Source organism: Pseudoalteromonas sp. MMG033 (assembly GCF_057197785.1).
In genome coordinates this window covers 2398984-2416835 of record NZ_CM170070.1, presented here as the reverse complement: position 1 = coordinate 2416835, position 17852 = coordinate 2398984, and the positions used below count along the sequence as shown (strand labels likewise).

The window sequence follows — 17852 nt, the reverse complement described above, 5'->3', positions numbered from 1 at the left end:
TCTCCCTACACTTCGCTTTCTAGTTCAGCCAACAGTTTGGCGGCTTCTTCATCAGACATTTCAGCCACGGCTTCCTCTGCAAGCGTCATTAAACCTTGCAAGTTTTCTAACTGAGTCGAGATCCCTTGTGCACACTCAGCCAAAGTCGGCATTGAGAATAACTCCGCAGGTTCTATACGCACAGCAAAGGTGGCTTCAATTTCTGTTATAAGCCTTATTCCGAGTAGTGAGTTGCCTCCTAACTCGAAAAAGTTGGCATAAATACTAATTTGCTCATTATTTTTATTGAGTAACTTAGCCCATATTTCTACGAGCTGGCTTTCTATTTCATTTCGCGCAGGCACGACCGTAAGTTGTTCTTGCTCAACCTCAGGTTGTGGCAGCTCTTTTTTGTTTATTTTTCCATTGATGGTCAACGGCCATTGTGGCAACGCCATAATGCGAGAAGGCACCATAATTGGTAGTACTTTCTGTGCCATGGCACTTTTCAGCTGCTGCTCATCAAATTTTGTATTCGGCTCTAACACAACATGTGCAAGTAGGTACTGTGATGCTTTGTGCTCGCCAATCAATGAGACCTGTGCAGATGCCACGCCAGGTAGACGCGTTAACTGTTGCTCAACTTCACCGAGTTCGACGCGGTTACCGCGCAGACTTACTTGCTCTCCGGCACGCCCAACATACTTCAACTGGTTATCAACATTGAAGCACACAAGATCACCCGTTTTGTATAACCGCTTACCTGCTAACTCAGGAATGTCGGTCACTATAAACTGTGCTGCCGTTTGCTCCGCTTTGCCTAAATACCCTCTTGCAACGCCCACACCAGACACACAGAGTTCACCTAAACTGCCTTTTGGTGCCAGCTGATTGTCAGGACTAAGTACATATACCTCTAAATTATCCAGTGCTCGTCCTAACACAATCCCATGCTCATCAATTTGCGCGGTTGTGGCACATACGGTCACTTCTGTTGGGCCATATGCGTTGATCAATTTATAGTGTTGTCGCCACTTATCAGCCAGTGCTTGCTCACACGCTTCGCCCGCAAGAATTAAGCTTTTCAGCGCATAATCGTCACGCAGTGGCAAATCATGTAACAGTGCTGGCGGTAATGTCACGTGCGTTATCTGATGCTCTGCCAAACACTCTGAAAGCAGTGGCATAGACAATCGCGCAGGCTCTGGGCACATATGTAATGTTGCGCCGCTTAGCAATGTCATCACCCATTCAGATACGGCAGCATCAAAGCCAATCGCCGCAAACTGTAATACTCGACTATGACTCTCAACAGCAAACCTTTGCTGTTGTGAACGGGCTAAGTTTACCGCACCATCGTGCTGCAACATGACGCCTTTTGGCTTGCCAGTAGAGCCAGATGTGTAAATCACATACGCCAAACTTTGTGCTGTTTGCTCCGAGCATGACGCCGGGTTTTGCTGCGAGTAAGACTGCAATGACACTGTCTCAATGACATACACAGCCCCTTCATACGCGTCGAGGTTACCCGCTAACACCTCATTTGCAATGACATGTTCAACCTGAGTATCCGCCAACATATATTGCAGTCGTTCACTCGGGTTTTGTGGGTCTAGTGGCACATAACCACCACCCGCTTTCAAAATCGCTAATATACCAACTAACATATCGGCATCACGCGTCATATACAAACCGACTAGGGTTTCATGACCGACACCTTGTGCACGTAAAAAGTGTGCTAGCTGATTGGCTTTGTCATTAAGCTCACGGTAGCTCAGCGCAGTGTTTTCACTCCAAACAGCGATATTATTAGGTGTCTTCGCCACTTGTTGCTCAAATAAAGCGTGTAACGTAACCTCATCGAGCACTGCCGTAGGCGTATTATTAACACGCTCATTGAGTAGATTAAACTCAGCCGGTGACAACATAGACATTGTGCTCAATGCATTGTCTGGCTGTGCCAACGCACAATCCAGCAGTCGTATTGTATGCTCGCTTAATAAACTAATATGCTCCGCAGTAAACAAACTGGTATCGTAACGCCACACCCAAGTTGCTTTATCGTCCTGCATCTCAACAGATATTTCTAAATCAAACTTCACCATAGGTGTTTGCTGCTGAGCTGGTATCAATTCCAACTGAGGTAACTCAAGCCTCGTTTGCTCCGTTGTATCCATTGAGAATAATATCTGGAACAGCGGGCTATGAGCACGACTACGAGGCGCATCACACAGCTCTATTAATTGCTCAAAAGGCACATCCTGATTCGCTTGAGCGTCAAGATTAACCTCTTTAACATGCTCCAGCCACTGTCTAAAGTTACAGTTTGGTTGTTGTTGCGTTCTTAGCACTAGTGTATTAACAAAGAAACCAACCAAGGACTCTAACTCAGGCTGAGTTCGGTTTGCCACGGGCGTACCTATGGCAATATCTTGAGTATTACTATGTCGTACTAACACAGCAGCCAATACCGCATGCATCCAGATAAACGGGGTTACACCAAATTCTCGACAGCGTTGCTGCAACTGCTCGACCTGTGCTGCTGATAATTCGCTTGTATGAATAGCACCTTGCTGCTGCTTAACCTCTGGACGAGGAAAATCTAGTGGTAAACTATGTACCGTTGGAAGCTCTTCTAATTGACGTTGCCAATAATCTACCTGCTTATCAAATTGTGCGCCTTGTAAGTGTGCTCGTTGCCAAGCCGCATAATCTGCATATTGAATGGCCAGTGGGGCAAGTTGCACGTCTACATTTTGTTGAATTGCTTGATAGTACTTCGCAAACTCAGAAGTAATAATCCCCATTGACCAGCCATCAGTGGCAATATGGTGCATATTAAACAAGAGGTATCCTTCACGCTCACTACACATCATATATTCTGCTGTTAGCATCAGATCTTTGCTCAAATCAAACACATGCCCGGCACTTTTCATTGCCGCCTCGCGCAGTGCTAACTGCTGTTGATGCTCTGGCATTGCTGATAGATCGGTTATCGTCAGTGCAAATGAGGCCGCATCATTGATTTTCTGAATTGGCTCGCCATTGTTTGTCACAAACACAGTACGCAAGCTCTCATGACGCGCTATCACCTGTGATAACGCCTGATTTGCCGCAGCCACATCAAATCGACCTTTGAGCTTAAATACAGCTGGCATATTGTATTCGACACTGCTGCCATTAACGCTATCAAGTAACCATAGTCTTTGCTGAGCAAACGATAACGGTAAGTTTTGCGTTCGTTCAACTGGTTCTATTGCGGTGCTCGCTACATGTTCACCATGCTCAATCAAACTTGCAATCGCCGCTAATGTACTGTGTTCAAAAATTGATTTGACTGAGACTTCTCTATTGAATGTGGCTCGGATCTCACTGGTCAGCCTAATCACCAATAGCGAATGTCCACCTAAATCAAACAGGTTCGAATAACGCCCGATCCGCTGTGTAGAGATATTCAATAAGTTAGCCCATATATCCGCTAACTGAATTTCAACTTCACCTTCCGGTGCAATTAACTCGGCCTCCAACGCGGTTAGATCAGGCACAGGTAATGCTTTGCGATCTAGCTTGCCGTTGGCACTTAGTGGAAATGCGTCAAGCACTTCATAAAAACGTGGCAGCATATAACTCGGTAAGTGCTCGGTTAAATAATCTTTTAATACCTGCACACTCGCTTGTCTGGCCGCGTCACTTTGCAGTGTCTCATCATTGAAAATCACATAAGCCAGTAAATGCTGCCCAGCGTCTTCACTATCCCAGATAATCACCAATGCGTCTTCAACAGATGGGCGCTGCTTTAACAGTGATTGTACTTCACCCAGCTCTATTCGATACCCATTGAGTTTAATTTGGTTATCGACTCGACCGACAAACTCGATATATCCTTGCTCAGTCAGTTTGCCTAAATCACCAGTGCGATAGAGTCGTTGATTGAGGTGCTCACACCATATGTAATGATCCGCACTGCGCTCTGGGTCATTGAGGTATTCTCGCGCCACACCGACACCGCCAATGTATAACTCTCCATCAACCCCCATTGGACATAGCTGCTGATGACTATTTAATACATAGAATGACTGATTAGCCAGTGGGTAACCGTACGGAATACTTTTCAGGTGCTCAGTATTTTCTTTGATTGGGTAAGTAATTGACCATATCGACCCCTCTGTCGCACCGCCAAGGCTATTGACATTAATATCACCAAATACTTGCCACAAGCGCTTTGGTAAACTCGGTGGGATCCAGTCACCACTCATCATGACAACTCGAATTGTCTTAGATTGAGCCAAATCGGCTTGCTCATATTGTTCAACCAGTAATTGCGCTGAAATTGGCACCGTGTCCCAAATAGAAATTTGGTGTTGCTCAACCAGTTCCATCCAATGTCTTGGTTCTTTTTGTCGGTTTTTCGCAGGGAAAACTGCACAGCCCCCTACGGCCCACAAGCCATATAAATCGTAAACAGACAAATCGAAAGTCAGTGCAGACACCACCAAGACTTTGTCTTCTGCGGTGACTTGGTATCTGTCATTAATATCTAAAATGGTGTTCACTGCAGAGTGATGCTCTATCGCCACCCCTTTTGGTTTACCTGTCGAGCCCGAGGTAAAGATCACATAGGCCAGATCGGTCTTTTTCTGTGGTGCACGATATTGCGACGCCCACTCACGAAGTGATGCACTCATCCCCATCGATGTCTCTGAGCTCGGCGCTATGGTGAAAAACGGCGCAAGCTCATCTGATGAACTCACAACGGCAACGGCTTTGGCATGGGTTAAAATCCCCAAGCAACGCTGGGTTGGCCATTCGGTATCAAGTGGCAAATATGCACCGCCTGCAATTTGAATTGCCAAACACGCAATGGCTTGGTGGCGACCTTTATCCAGACGCACACCAACCAAGCTATCTGTTTGTTGACATAAAGGCGCTATCTGCTGTGATAATGTATAGGACGCAGCTAAGAGCTGAGCATAGCTCATGCTGCCATGTTCATCTTCAATCGCTATTGCATCTGGTGTTTTCAACGCTTGTGCAATAAATAACTCTTGCATACAAAGCGTGTGCTGCGTGCCATCACCGACGACCTGTGCAGTATTATTATATTGCTCAGCAACGTATTTGGCTTCTGCTGCGCTTATCACTGGATATGCGCCCAACGCTTTGTCACAATCAACTGACACGGCCTCACATAACACACTTAAGTGCTGTGCAAAGCGCTTAATGGTCTCGTGATTAAATAAATTGGCATTATATTCAATGCTAAAGGTGATCTGCTCGCCATGATCCGTGGCAAATACAGACAAATCAAACGCGGTTTGCTGACGGTCACTCCCGACACCTTCAATGGTCAAGCTAGACGGAGACTCGACGCTACTGTCTGTTGTATCCATTGCAAACACCAGTTGGAATAGCGGCGAATGTGACTGACTACGCACCGGATTAAGCTCTTCAACCAAAAACTCAAACGGGATATCTTGGTGTTCTTGGGCATCTAAGTGGGTTTCTTTAACTTGCGCTAAAAACTCACCAAAAGACTGCGCCGGATCGCAGTGCACTCTCAGCACCTGAGTATTGGCAAAGAAACCAACCACAGACTCAAGTTCTTTATTCAATCGGTTCGCAACTGGCGTGCCCACAACCACGTCATCATGGTTACTATGACGTGCAACTAGCATTGAGAAAATAGCATGTAATAGCATGAAGCTTGTCACATTATGCTTATCCTTGAGCAGGCGTAAGTTACGACTTACCTGCGCAGATAGCGCCACCCCATGAGAAGCGGCATTTTGAGACAGTTGAACTGGCCTCGGGTTGTCCAAAGGCACACTGTGTACCGCGGGAAGATCTGCTAGCTGCTCACGCCAGTAATTAACCTGGCGCTCAAGTACCTCACCTTGTAGCCATTTTCGTTGCCAAACAGCATAATCTGCGTATTGAATAGCCAGCTCAGGTAACACCACTTCTCGTCCCTGCTGTAAAGATTCATATAACACCACAAACTCACGCTGCAAAATCCCCAGAGACCAACCATCAGCCGCAATATGATGCAGTACAAACTGAACAATACCGCTGCTTGGCTCATTGCCTAAATGGATATACATGGCACGCATCATCAAATCATTTCCAAGCACAAAATCACGATGACCATGTTCATTTAATAAGTGATTAACTTGTTGTCGCTGCTCGCTGTGTGCAAGGTGAGATAAATCATATTGCTGCAAGCTAAACTCTGGGTTTGTGCGGATCACTTGCGATGGCGAGCCCGCTTGTTCAACATACACAGTCCGCAACACTTCGTGACGCTCAATCAACATTGCCATCGCTTGTTCAGCGATTGCCAAGTTGAAGTTGCCGGTGATTTTAAGCGCGCTGCTGATATTGTACTGAACGCTGCTTTGCTCTAATTGATCGATAAACCAAAGACGCTGTTGAGAGAACGATAAAGGTAAATTTGTTCTCTGCTCTACCACTTCAATAGCAGTGCGAAGCTGTTCCTGTTCATTTTGTGCCAGACTTGCCGCTAAAGTGCGAATGGTGGGCGATTCAAATAACGCTCGAACCGAACATTCAATACTCAACGTATTGCGAATTTCATTAACTGTTCGCGCTGCAAGTAATGAATGGCCACCTAACTCAAAGAAGTTATCATTCACAGAAATCGCATCAAGCTTAAGAATTTTCTGCCAAATGGTTTGTACCTGCTTTTCAACATCTGTTGTCGGCGCAACATACTCCCCCGCAGAGCCCAACAGTGGCTTTGGCAGTTTTATTTGATCTACTTTACCATTTTCTGTGATCGGCACTTCAGCAAGCAATAAAATTTGTGAAGGGATCATAAAGCTAGGTAGCTGCTCGCTTAAATGCTGCTTTAAAGCCGGTAATAAACTATCACTGACACTGCCCAGCTGTGGATAGTTGTGCAGTCGCTTGTGTTTATATGGCTGACGACCTTTGATCCGTGCAGCCGCTCCGTTACGAGTAAGGATAATGTCTACGCAGCTAGCATCATCACCTGACCATGTTGCATACAGCTCAAACTCATGCTGTTTTGCCCTGTCTTTTAACTGCCACAGCGAATTGACTTGAGGCAACTCTAGTGCATTAAGTAAGGTATCTATGTCCAGATAAGACTCAAGCGCATCCATTTTCTTTAATAATTGACAGCTTTGAGCAATACGTGAATTAGGTAACCCACTGAACCCAATGGCATCACTGTGGGTTGTTTTTAAAAAAGACGCAAAGTGCTCAGCATTTTGCCATGCTTGCCACTCAATTGGACTAAATGGGGTTTCAATGGCCTTGTCATGTTCAACTTCAATGACAACATCATAGCGATAATGCTGCATTTCGTTGTCGTATTGACCACATTTCAAGTGCACATGATACTCACTGATACTGTTATGCTGCTGTTGCAACTCAGTAAAAAAGCCCGGGCTTAATAGCAATTCTTCTTCATTGTGAATTTCATGGTTAATACGGCTTTGCAATTGCGCGATGGTATCGTTTTTCTCTGTTTGCCCAATAAGAACTGATGCGGTAAATGCGCTCAATAACTCGTGATTTCGCAAATCTCCCAATAAAATCCGACCACCCGATTTAACCAAAGGTAAAATGCGTTGAATCACTTGCTTTAAATACCCTGCATCTGGGAAATATTGAATAACCGAGTTGATCACCACGGTATCAAACTGTCCTGCACTAAACTGCCCAAGTTGCAGTGCATCGCCTTGATACAGGTGAACGTGTTGCCAATCTCGTTCAGCCAGTAATTGACTCACATTCGCCAGCGCAGATTCTGATAAATCAAGCGCGTGAACACTTTGACAAGCATCTGCATAGCGGCTCAATAACATACCTGTACCACAGCCAACTTCTAAAATATGCTTTGGCGATTGCTGATGGATCAGGTCAACTGTTTGCTCAACCCACTCCTTCATCTCAATATCTGGGATTAACTCATTGGTATAAGAGCTTGTCCAACCGGTGATGTTAAGATCTGTTCCCGCATGGTGCGATTGCGATTTACTGTAGCTCTCATTAAATATATTTTGCCACTCGTTTACACGGCCTTCGTTGACATCACGGGTTTGCTCCCAAAGTTCTGAATTTGGTACGACATAGCCAACTAAGTTTTGCTCATCATCCTGCCCCTTGTTCAGAACAACCACAGCTTGACTGACATCATTATGTGCCGCTAACTGACTCTCAATCTCACTCAACTCAATCCGAAAACCACGGAGTTTTACTTGGCGGTCAATACGCCCTAAATATTCAAGCTCTCCTTGGTCATTCCAACGTACTAAGTCCCCTGAACGATAGTAGCGTTCAGCTCTATTGTGCTCATCCACTAAGGTCACAAAACGCTGCTCAGTGAGTTCTGGTCGGTTTAAATAACCACGCGTTACACCAGCGCCTCCCACTAAGAGCTCGCCCGCCACACCAATTGGTGTATGCGCCATATATTCATCGCATACACGCACTTTAAGATCACTTAATGGCTTGCCAATCACACTGGGGCCATGGTGCTGCGTTTGCGCAACTTCAGAGTAAGTCACATGCACGGTCGTTTCAGTAATGCCAAACATATTCACTAACTTAGGCTGATCTAACTGGTAGTGACTAAACCAGTGTCTAAGCTGATTGATATCTAGCGCCTCGCCACCAAAAATCACATACCTCAAATCCTCAAGTAAATTTGCTTCATTTGATTCTTGAGATAATTGATAAAATGCCGACGGCGTTTGGTTTAATACAGTCACTTTATGCTTGCAAAGCAACTGCTGAAAATCATAAGAAGATCGGCAAGTATCGTAGTCTACAACCACCAACTTGCCCCCAAAGCCTAATGCACCCCATATTTCCCAGACAGAAAAGTCAAATGCATAAGAGTGAAATAGCGTCCAAACGTCATCAGCACCAAAGGTAAAGTCACGTTGAGCACTTTCCATCAGCCGTAATACATGTTTGTGTTCAACAAGCACGCCTTTTGGCTGGCCCGTTGTGCCTGAGGTATAAATAACATAGGCTAAATTATCTTGCGCAAGCTGAGGTAAGCCATCACTATCGTGCGCCTTTGCCACATGTACTTTGAGCTCCTCCCAATATAATTGCGTGGATACGTTTGTTTCCAGCGCACCAGCGGCAATTTTATCCACAATCACCACATCAATATTGGCATCTTTGATAATATAATTGAGTCGCGAACTGGGGTAGCGGTAGTCAAGCGGTACATACGCGGCGCCCACTTTTAAAATTGCCAACAGTGCAACCACTAAGTCAGCATTTCGCTCCATACTGAGGCCAACTAGCTGCCCAGGCTTCACCCCTTTTTCGTGCATTGCCCACGCTGCTCGGTCAACCATATTAGAAACTTGCGCATAGCTATACTGTGCATCATTATCAATCAAACAGACAGCGTCAGGCTGAGCGTGCACATGACTTTCAAATAACTCGATGAGTGAATTTGAACCAAGCGTGACCTCCTGAGCGTTTGCGTAGTTTTGTACTAATCCATATTCTTGCTCAGTCAATAAAGGCAATTCACCTATCGCACAGCTTTCTTGTGCCAGACACGTATCCAGTAGCGTTAGTAAATTACTTGCCATGCGTTCAATGGTTTGCGCTTTGAAGATATCGGTATTAAACAGCCAGTCAAATGCCATTCCATCGTCTGTTTCATAAACATTGAGCTCAAGGTCGAAACGTAAGGTCTGCATTTGAGTACCATACTGCTCAACCTCAAGGCCTGGCGCAGATAAGTTACCCATATCGTTATTTTGTAATACTAATAACACCTGTATCAATGGACTGTGTGACAAACTGCGAGCAGGTTGCAGCTTCTCTACTAATTTATCAAACGGCACTTTTTGGTGAGCAAAAGCATCTAATGTATTGCGCTTTACTTGCGCTAAGAAATCCGTAAACGACATGCTCAAATCAACTTTATTTCTTAATACCAGTGTATTAACAAAAAAGCCGATCAGCTGCTCCAGCTCACTGTCCACACGTCCCGCAACAGGGGTACCAACTACAATGTCATTTTCATTGCTATATCTGGCGAGCAAAATATTGTACGCCGCCTGAAGCAGTATAAATAAAGTGATCCCTTTTTGTTTGCAGTAGCTATTTAAGCGCGCACTGACATCAGCAGGTAATGTTTTGGAGACTACGCCGCCATTAAAGGTTTGCTCAATCGGTCGGGCATGATCTAGGGGAAGATTGTGTACCAAGGGTAAGTGAGCTAGCGTCTCTTCCCAATACTTCATTTGATCATCAAGTACTTGTCGCTCAGCCTCGCCATCTTGCCAAATAGCGTAATCAGAAAATTGAATAGGCAGTGGTGGTAATGCTGCGTCTGTACCAGCCATCGTCGCTTGATATAACGCCACAAACTCTCTGACTAATACGCCCATAGACCAACCATCGGAGGCGATATGGTGCATATTGAACATCAAAATATAGTTGTCCGATTGACGCTGTATTAAATTAATTCTCAGTAATACATCTTCACGTAAATCAAATTGATAGACCTTCTCTGTGGCCAAGATTTTATCTATCGCAGAATTACTTTTCCCCTCTTCCATAAAGTTATGAAAGAAAAACGGTAAGTGGTAATTATCTTTTACTTTTAAATAAGGGTGACCTTGCTGATCTTGAAAGATATTGCTGCGCAGGACTTGATGTCGCTCTAATATGGTATTAAACACGCCCTTAACCACGGCAATATCTAACTCGCCTTTGATCTCAACAGCGCCCGCAATATTATAGTTAGATTTTACTTTTTCTAATTGGTCAATAAGCCATAAGCGCTTTTGCGAGTATGACAGCGGAATATTATCCATTTGGCCATGTGCGGTAACTTGCGTTTTTGCCGATGCCGTTGACTCAACCGTCGCTTGTGCGTTTTTAAGATACTCTATGATGTCCGCTTTATTAGCGACAATCTTAGCTTTTAGTTCTTCACTTAGCGCCCCTTTTTGCGCTTTAAATGCCAGCTTTCCTTCTTTAATAAAGAGTAAAACGCCATCTTCAACTGCTGTTTTTATTATGTCTGCTACTAGCATTAGAAAAAATCCTCTTCAAGTTCGCTATCTTGCATAGCATCTTGTAAATTTCGTATTGAGCGCTGCACTTCAAGCCACGCGGCGAGTGCGTCTATGGTCTGGTAATCAAAAAGAAGGACCATGGAGAGTTGCACCTTTTCTATTTCTTGGAGTTTGGTTACCACACTCGTGGCGAGCAGTGAGTTACCGCCTAATTCAAAAAAGTCAGCGGTTATACTGATCTCATTGGCGGGCAATTTAAGCACCTCAGCCCAAATTTCCACCAGCTGTATTTCAAGTTCATTGCTAGGAGCAACGTAGTGATTTTGTAGACTCGTCAAATCAGGGGTGGGTAATACCGCTTTGTCAATTTTTCCGTGGCGAGTTAAGGGCCACTCAGGCACACTCAAAATACGGCTTGGAACCATATATTGAGGCACAGATAAACCTAGCTCTTTTTTTAGTTTTTGTTCATCAAAGTCTGCGCTGTCATCTGCAACAATATAGGCAATGAGTTGCTTTGCATGCGTATCTTGCTCTAGTACATTCACCACGGCTGATTGCACGCCTTCCAGCTGAGCTAACTGTGATTCAATCTCAGCAGGTTCAATGCGGTAGCCACGCAAACTGATCTGTGTGCCAACGCGCCCAATATAAGTCAGCTGATTGTCTTGCTCTAATTTGACGACATCCCCTGATTTATACAGGCGTTTCCCAGCTAATTCGGGAATATCTGAATACACAAAGCTTTGCTCAGTCAGCTCAGGTTGATTCAAGTAACCACGGGCTAAACCGTCACCTGCAATATACAGCTCACCAGGGCACCCTTGCGGCGTCAGTTGGCCCTGTTGTGTCATCACATAAAGCGACATGTTATCAACTGCTTTGCCCAATACCACACGACCCTCATTCACATCACCAGCGGATGCGCAAACCGTGGTTTCCGTTGGGCCATAAGCATTCACTAAGCGATACTGCTGCGACCAACGAGCGGCTTGCTCTGGATCGCAGGCTTCCCCGGCCACCAACAAACACTCTAAACTGTAGTCATTTCTTAGTTCCAAATGTTGTAAAAGCACAGGCGGTAAAGTCGCGTGACTGATCTGATGTTGTAGTAAATAATCTGACAGCATGGCCGTTGAAATTCGCGTGTCTTCATTGCAAAGATATAATGTCCCGCCACGAGTCAGAGCCATCATCCATTCAGAGGTTGCAGCATCAAAGCCATAACTCGCATACATGAGCACACGGCTATGCGCATTAAGCGCGTAACGAGTATGTTGAAAATGCGCCAAATTCACAGCGCCTTGATGTGCCAAAGTCACCCCTTTAGGCTGACCTGTCGACCCAGACGTGTATATCACATACGCCAAGTCGGATGAGGTCAGTCCTAATCTCGACTTACACAGGTTATCGGTCCCATAATCATCGAGTCCTGCGTCATCATCGAGTGAGATAATCTGTCCTGAAAATCCCGCGACGCTGGCCTCAACTTGACCGTAACTCACTATCGTATTAAGCGCAGCATCGTTAATCATATGATCAAGACGTGCTTGCGGATAGCTCGGGTCCAACGGCACATAAGCGCCGCCAGCTTTTAATACTCCGAGTATGCCTATGAGCATCTGTACAGAGCGCTCAGAGCAAATGCCAATAAGCGTATTCGGTGTGACGTGCTGTGTCTCAACAAGGCGATGTGCGAGTTGATTTGCCCGCGCATTTAACGCTTGATATGTCCACTGCGCCTGTTCAAATACCAGTGCCAATTTATCCGGATGGGCACTCGCTTGCTGTTCAAACAGCTCATGTATACAGAGTTGCTTCGGGTATGGCGTTTTGTCGCCATCCAATACAGAAGTTAAATGCGTCACCTCAGATGCAGATAACATAGGTAAACTACGCAGCTCAGCATCCAGACAAGTCAGCTCACTTAGCCCAGTTAGTAAACGGCATAAGTGATCATTTAACTGCTCGATAAAAGCGGCATCAAATAACGCAGCGTCATATGTCCAAAAAACCCCTAAGCCACTTTCTTTGATATTAAAGATAATATCGAGATCAAACCTAGCCTGTGTCTCTTCTGAACTATACGGCGTAAAACCAATGCCAGCCAATTGGGTTGCAAGTGAATCATTTTTCTCAAAGCCAAAATCCGTATTGGTGCTCATTACAATCTGAAATAACGGGGTATGCGCCGTACTTCTAGGCACATTCAAACGCTCTACCAGTTGCTCAAAAGGCATATCCTGATTTTCTTGAGCATCAACATGGACTTGTTTAATGTGCTCGAAGTATTCAGGCAAAGTGCAATAACCCGTATCTACACGCAATACCAAGGTATTGACAAAAAAGCCAATCAGCGGCGTTAACTCTTCATGTAGTCGGTTCGCTATCGGCGTACCAATTACAATATCGGCGCTATTACTGTGTCTTGATAATAGGAGTGACAATGCGCCATGTAATAACATAAACGGGGTGATCTGATACTGCTTTGCGAGTGCAACCAGCTGCTTACTGACTTTTGCCGGTAAGTGCCGATTGACCGTCGCACCAACACGTTGTGTCAAATCTGTTCTAGAGCGACTCAACGGAAGGCTGTGAACAGCTGGCAAGTCTGCCAGCTGCTTTTGCCAATATGCAAATTGGCCATCGAGCACGTCTCCTTCTAACTGCGTGCGCTGCCAATGAGCATACTGAGAATACTGAATTGGCAGTGCTGGCAATGGATTAGTTTGGCCTTTAGCAAAGGCGTCATACAGTGTGAAAAACTCTTTGACCAATACTTCAATAGACCAACCATCAGTCGCAATATGGTGCATGTTAAATAACAATACACCTGTATCATGGGCAGTACGCAAATAACTGACACGTAGCATGACATCTTTGGACAAATCAAATGGCGCTTGAATATCGGCGCGCACCTTGTCTTTGACTCGCTGTGCAATATTCCCTTGCTCATGAGTACTGAGATCTTCTAGCGAAATTGAAAAGTCTAACTCACTGAGAGAACAAACTCGCTGCTTTGCCTCACCATGTGCCTCAAAATAGACCGTTCTTAATACTTCATGACGAGCAATGATCTCTGTGAACACCTCATTTAATAGCGACAGGTCGAGCTGGCCGTGCACGTCAAAGGCAATGGGCATATTATATTCTGGTGAGCCACCTTGCAGCTGATCCAAAAGCCATAAACGCTGCTGAGAGAAAGAGACAGCTACGCCAGTCTGTTTTTCAGCATCACTTAGCGGCGCAAACTTATGCTGAGCTTGCTCAAGGTAGTCGATTAATTGCGCTTTATGTGCTTTCACAAATACTCTATCGCTTTGCACTATTGCGCCTTTTGTGGCGCTTGAGCACAATTGGCCATCTTCCACATAAAATGCGATATTGCGACTTTTCGCTGACTCTAAAAATTGTTGTAGGGTGTTTTTTAAATCTTGGCTAAGAGACACGTTACCATACCTCTTTTTCAAAACTATCTAGTAGCGACACCTGCTCAGCCAATGTCGGCCTTTCAAAAATATCCTTTATCGAAACTGACACATCAAATTGCTCTTTAATTACCACCTGTAGGCGTGTCAAAAGTAACGAATGACCACCCAGCTCAAAGAAGTTTGAGTTCAGTCCCACACGCTCCACTTTGAGCAAGTCACACCAAATTTGAGCAAGTTCCTGACCTTGCTCACACTCAGGCGCTATCAGTTCACGACCTGCATTTAAGTCGATAGCTTTAGGTAACGCTTTACGGTTTTTCTTTCCAGAAACGGTTAAAGGCAAACTGTCCAGTTTAATGAATGCAAACGGCACCATGTAATCAGATAATTGTGCATTCAGTGCTTGCCTCATTGCCTGCTCATCCACTTGTTCAGCCGTTGAAGTGTAAAATGCTACCAGTTTTTGCTCTTCTGCTGACTCTCCGATCACCGTCGCAATCGCACCGTCAACTTGCGCCAGCGACTCCATATGACTTTCGATATCACTGAGCTCAATACGGAAACCTCTGAGCTTAATTTGATCGTCATTACGACCGTGATATCGCAATTCACCGGCTTCATTCAACGACACCAAATCGCCCGTTAAATAGGCTTTATCTGCCGAATTAAACGGGGATGCGATAAAACTTTTTGCACTCTGCTGTGGCTTATTCAAATAGCCTTGAGCGACACATGGACCTGCCAGTAGTAATTCACCGATCACGCCTGGCGGCAACGCATTCATGTGCTCATCAACAACCCTCGCTTGGCTGTGCGACAGCGACTGACCTATCGTGATTGCCTTATTTGGTACAATACGCGCAGCCGTTGCCCAAACCGTGGCTTCTGTCGGGCCATACATATTCCATACTACGGCACTGCTTACGTCATGTAGTTGAGCAGCTAGCTGCTCTGTCATTGGCTCCCCACCTAATAGCAAAACTTGTAAATGAGAGAGATGAGTCGCAAAAATGCCTTGTGACATAAATACTTTTGCCAATGTTGGAGTACATTGCATATGTGTTGGACGATGGCACTCAAGCAATGTATTCAAAGCAAGTTGCGCCTGTTCAACTTTATTGCCCTCTAAGCGTTGCTCAGGGGACACAAGTACTTTAAATCCAGCACTCAATGCACCAAATACTTCTAATACTGAAATATCAAATGCAAAAGCTGAGAGCGCCAGCCATACACCTTGACCCGCCTCTGGCGTCTGCAATTGCACTGACATTGCAGATATAAAACTGGTGACATTTCCATGGCTGACCTTGACACCTTTGGGCTCTCCCGTAGAACCTGAGGTATAGATGATGTAGGCAATATCAGATGGGTCAGGTGCGTCAAACGAAATACCTGTTGTTACTTCTGATAACTTAATGTCATCTAGGTTAATCACCTCAGTGTCCAGTGTATTAAGCGTTGCTTGGGTTGTCGTATCACACAGTACCGCCTTTAAGTGCGCATCTGCGGCAATATAACTTAATCGAGATGACGGTAAGCTCTTATCCAGTGGGACATAGGCTGCGCCCAACTTTAACACCGCTAACAAAGCAGCCACTGTGGTAGACGAGCGATCCATCGCGATACCAATGCAGTCACCTTTATTAACCCCCTGACTATGCAATAGCTGAGCGATCTGTGTAGCACGTAGATCCAACTGTTCATAAGTCAGTGACTCGTATTGGCAAACGACCGCTAGCGTGTCTTTATGTTGCTGAGTCGACTGCGTTAATAGTTGAGATACCGTGACCTCGCAAGCCTGAGTCGAGATGATACTTTGTTTGTCTTCAAGTTGTGCTTGCGCAGCTTGGCTAAGCAGTGATAGTGACTGCAATGATGCAGTTGGTAAAGTCAATGCCTGCTCTAACAAGCTGTCGAAGTATCGTAAAAAGCGCTCTATGCTGGCTTCTAAAAACAAGTCTTTACTGTACTCTAATGATAAACTCAGCGCCGACTCTGATTCATTTGCTGTCAGCGTTAAATCGTACTTCGCAGCACCAGCCTGAGCATCAATGGCATCAATAGATAACCCATCGACAATGTCCGAATCGCCTTGTATTCTGTTCATTGAAAACAAAATTTGGAATAAAGGTGCATGTGCACTCGTGCGCTCAGGGTTTAAGCTCTCGACCAAGCTTTCAAAAGGCACGTCTTGATGAGTTTGAGCGGCTACATTGATTTGCTTAATTTGTTCAATAAATTCATTGAAGTTAAGTTGTTGATCTACCTGAGTACGCAACACCAGTGTATTAACAAAAAGCCCGATCAAAGACTCAATTTCAGGGCGAACACGATTGCTGACAGGCGTGCCAATTACGATATCTTGCTCACGACTACACTTTGCAATAAGTAAACTGAGGACCGCATGTAATACCATGAAATGGCTAACTTGATTTGCACTGGCAAATTGCTGCAGGCGCTCAACTAACGACGATGATAAAGTATGAGTTACAACACCACCTTGATAACTTGGCTGCTTTGGTCTTTCAAAGTCACAGGGGAGATTATGTACAGCAGGCATGTCTTTTAACTGCTCTCGCCAATACTCTAGTTGCTTAACTAATACACCACTTTCTAAACCATCACGCTGCCACTTAGCATAGTGTCTATACTGCACAGGTAAATCAGCAAGCGTCGTCTCTGTGCCATTCACTATTGCACGATAGTGCTGTTTAAATTCATTCAGTAACAAGCCAATTGAAATGCCATCCGCAGCAATATGGTGCAGGTTTATCAATAACAGCCCAGACATAGAAGATGTGACAATTAAATCCGTTTTTAAAAGTACTTCTGTGCCACTTAAATCAAAGTGATGGGTCGCATTGTTTAATGATAATGTATCAATGGCATCTTGCTGTGCGTCCTCTTGCAAATGACTGACGTCGTGATAATCAAGGGCAAATGCGTAATCGGACAAAACGTCTTGTTTAGGGTTGCCAAAGGTGTCCTTGGTATAGACTGTTCTCAGGGCTTCATGACGGGCAATGATATTGCGTAAAGATTGTGCCACTGCCTCACGAGATAACGCACCGCGGTAGGCAAATGCACTGGGCATATTGAACTGACCTGTGCCATTTTCTAATTGCTCCACAAACCAGATACGCTCTTGCGCATAAGATAAGGTATTTACATCCGTACTCGATTGCTCAACATGAATAGGGCGAAGTTTAAGGCTATCCTCTACGAGGGCTTCTCGCTCGCTTAAAAATTGGATCAGTGCCGGTTTATTTTCTTTCAGTAAAGCGACAAGATCATCACTTGGGAACTCATCAAAAAAGATATCCAGTTCACCGTCAGCGACGCTGAGTTCAACTTCTTCTTTTAGACATAATGCTAGAATTTCTTTTATTTCAGCCAT

The 17852-nt window shown here is 44.9% G+C and carries 3 protein-coding genes; all 3 read right to left on the bottom strand.

Features of this window, described 5'->3' with window-relative positions; genetic code table 11:
- Nucleotides 1–5: 5 nt before the first annotated feature.
- The 3 genes from AC2CZC_RS10525 to AC2CZC_RS10515 are packed head-to-tail and all read right to left on the bottom strand — an operon-like array spanning nucleotide 6 to nucleotide 17852.
- Complete coding sequence (locus tag AC2CZC_RS10525; protein ID WP_484584789.1) at nucleotides 6–11042, bottom strand: amino acid adenylation domain-containing protein; 11037 nt, start codon at nucleotides 11040–11042, stop codon at nucleotides 6–8.
- Nucleotides 11042–14473 carry a non-ribosomal peptide synthetase gene (locus AC2CZC_RS10520; RefSeq protein WP_484584788.1) on the bottom strand — a complete coding sequence of 1144 codons (3432 nt, stop codon included), beginning with the start codon at nucleotides 14471–14473 and terminating at the stop codon, nucleotides 11042–11044. The genes AC2CZC_RS10525 and AC2CZC_RS10520 overlap by 1 nt, the downstream gene beginning before the upstream one ends.
- A gap of 1 nt (nucleotide 14474) precedes the next feature.
- Nucleotides 14475–17852, bottom strand: coding sequence for a non-ribosomal peptide synthetase (locus tag AC2CZC_RS10515; RefSeq protein WP_484584787.1), 3378 nt, complete (start codon nucleotides 17850–17852; stop codon nucleotides 14475–14477).

Bases quoted from the DNA above. Each gene is read 5' to 3' on its own strand.
- AC2CZC_RS10525 (WP_484584789.1), bottom strand. From the start codon at position 11,042: ATGCTAGTAGCAGACATAATAAAAACAGCAGTTGAAGATGGCGTTTTA.
- AC2CZC_RS10515 (WP_484584787.1), bottom strand. From the start codon at position 17,852: ATGGCTGAAATAAAAGAAATTCTAGCATTATGTCTAAAAGAAGAAGTT.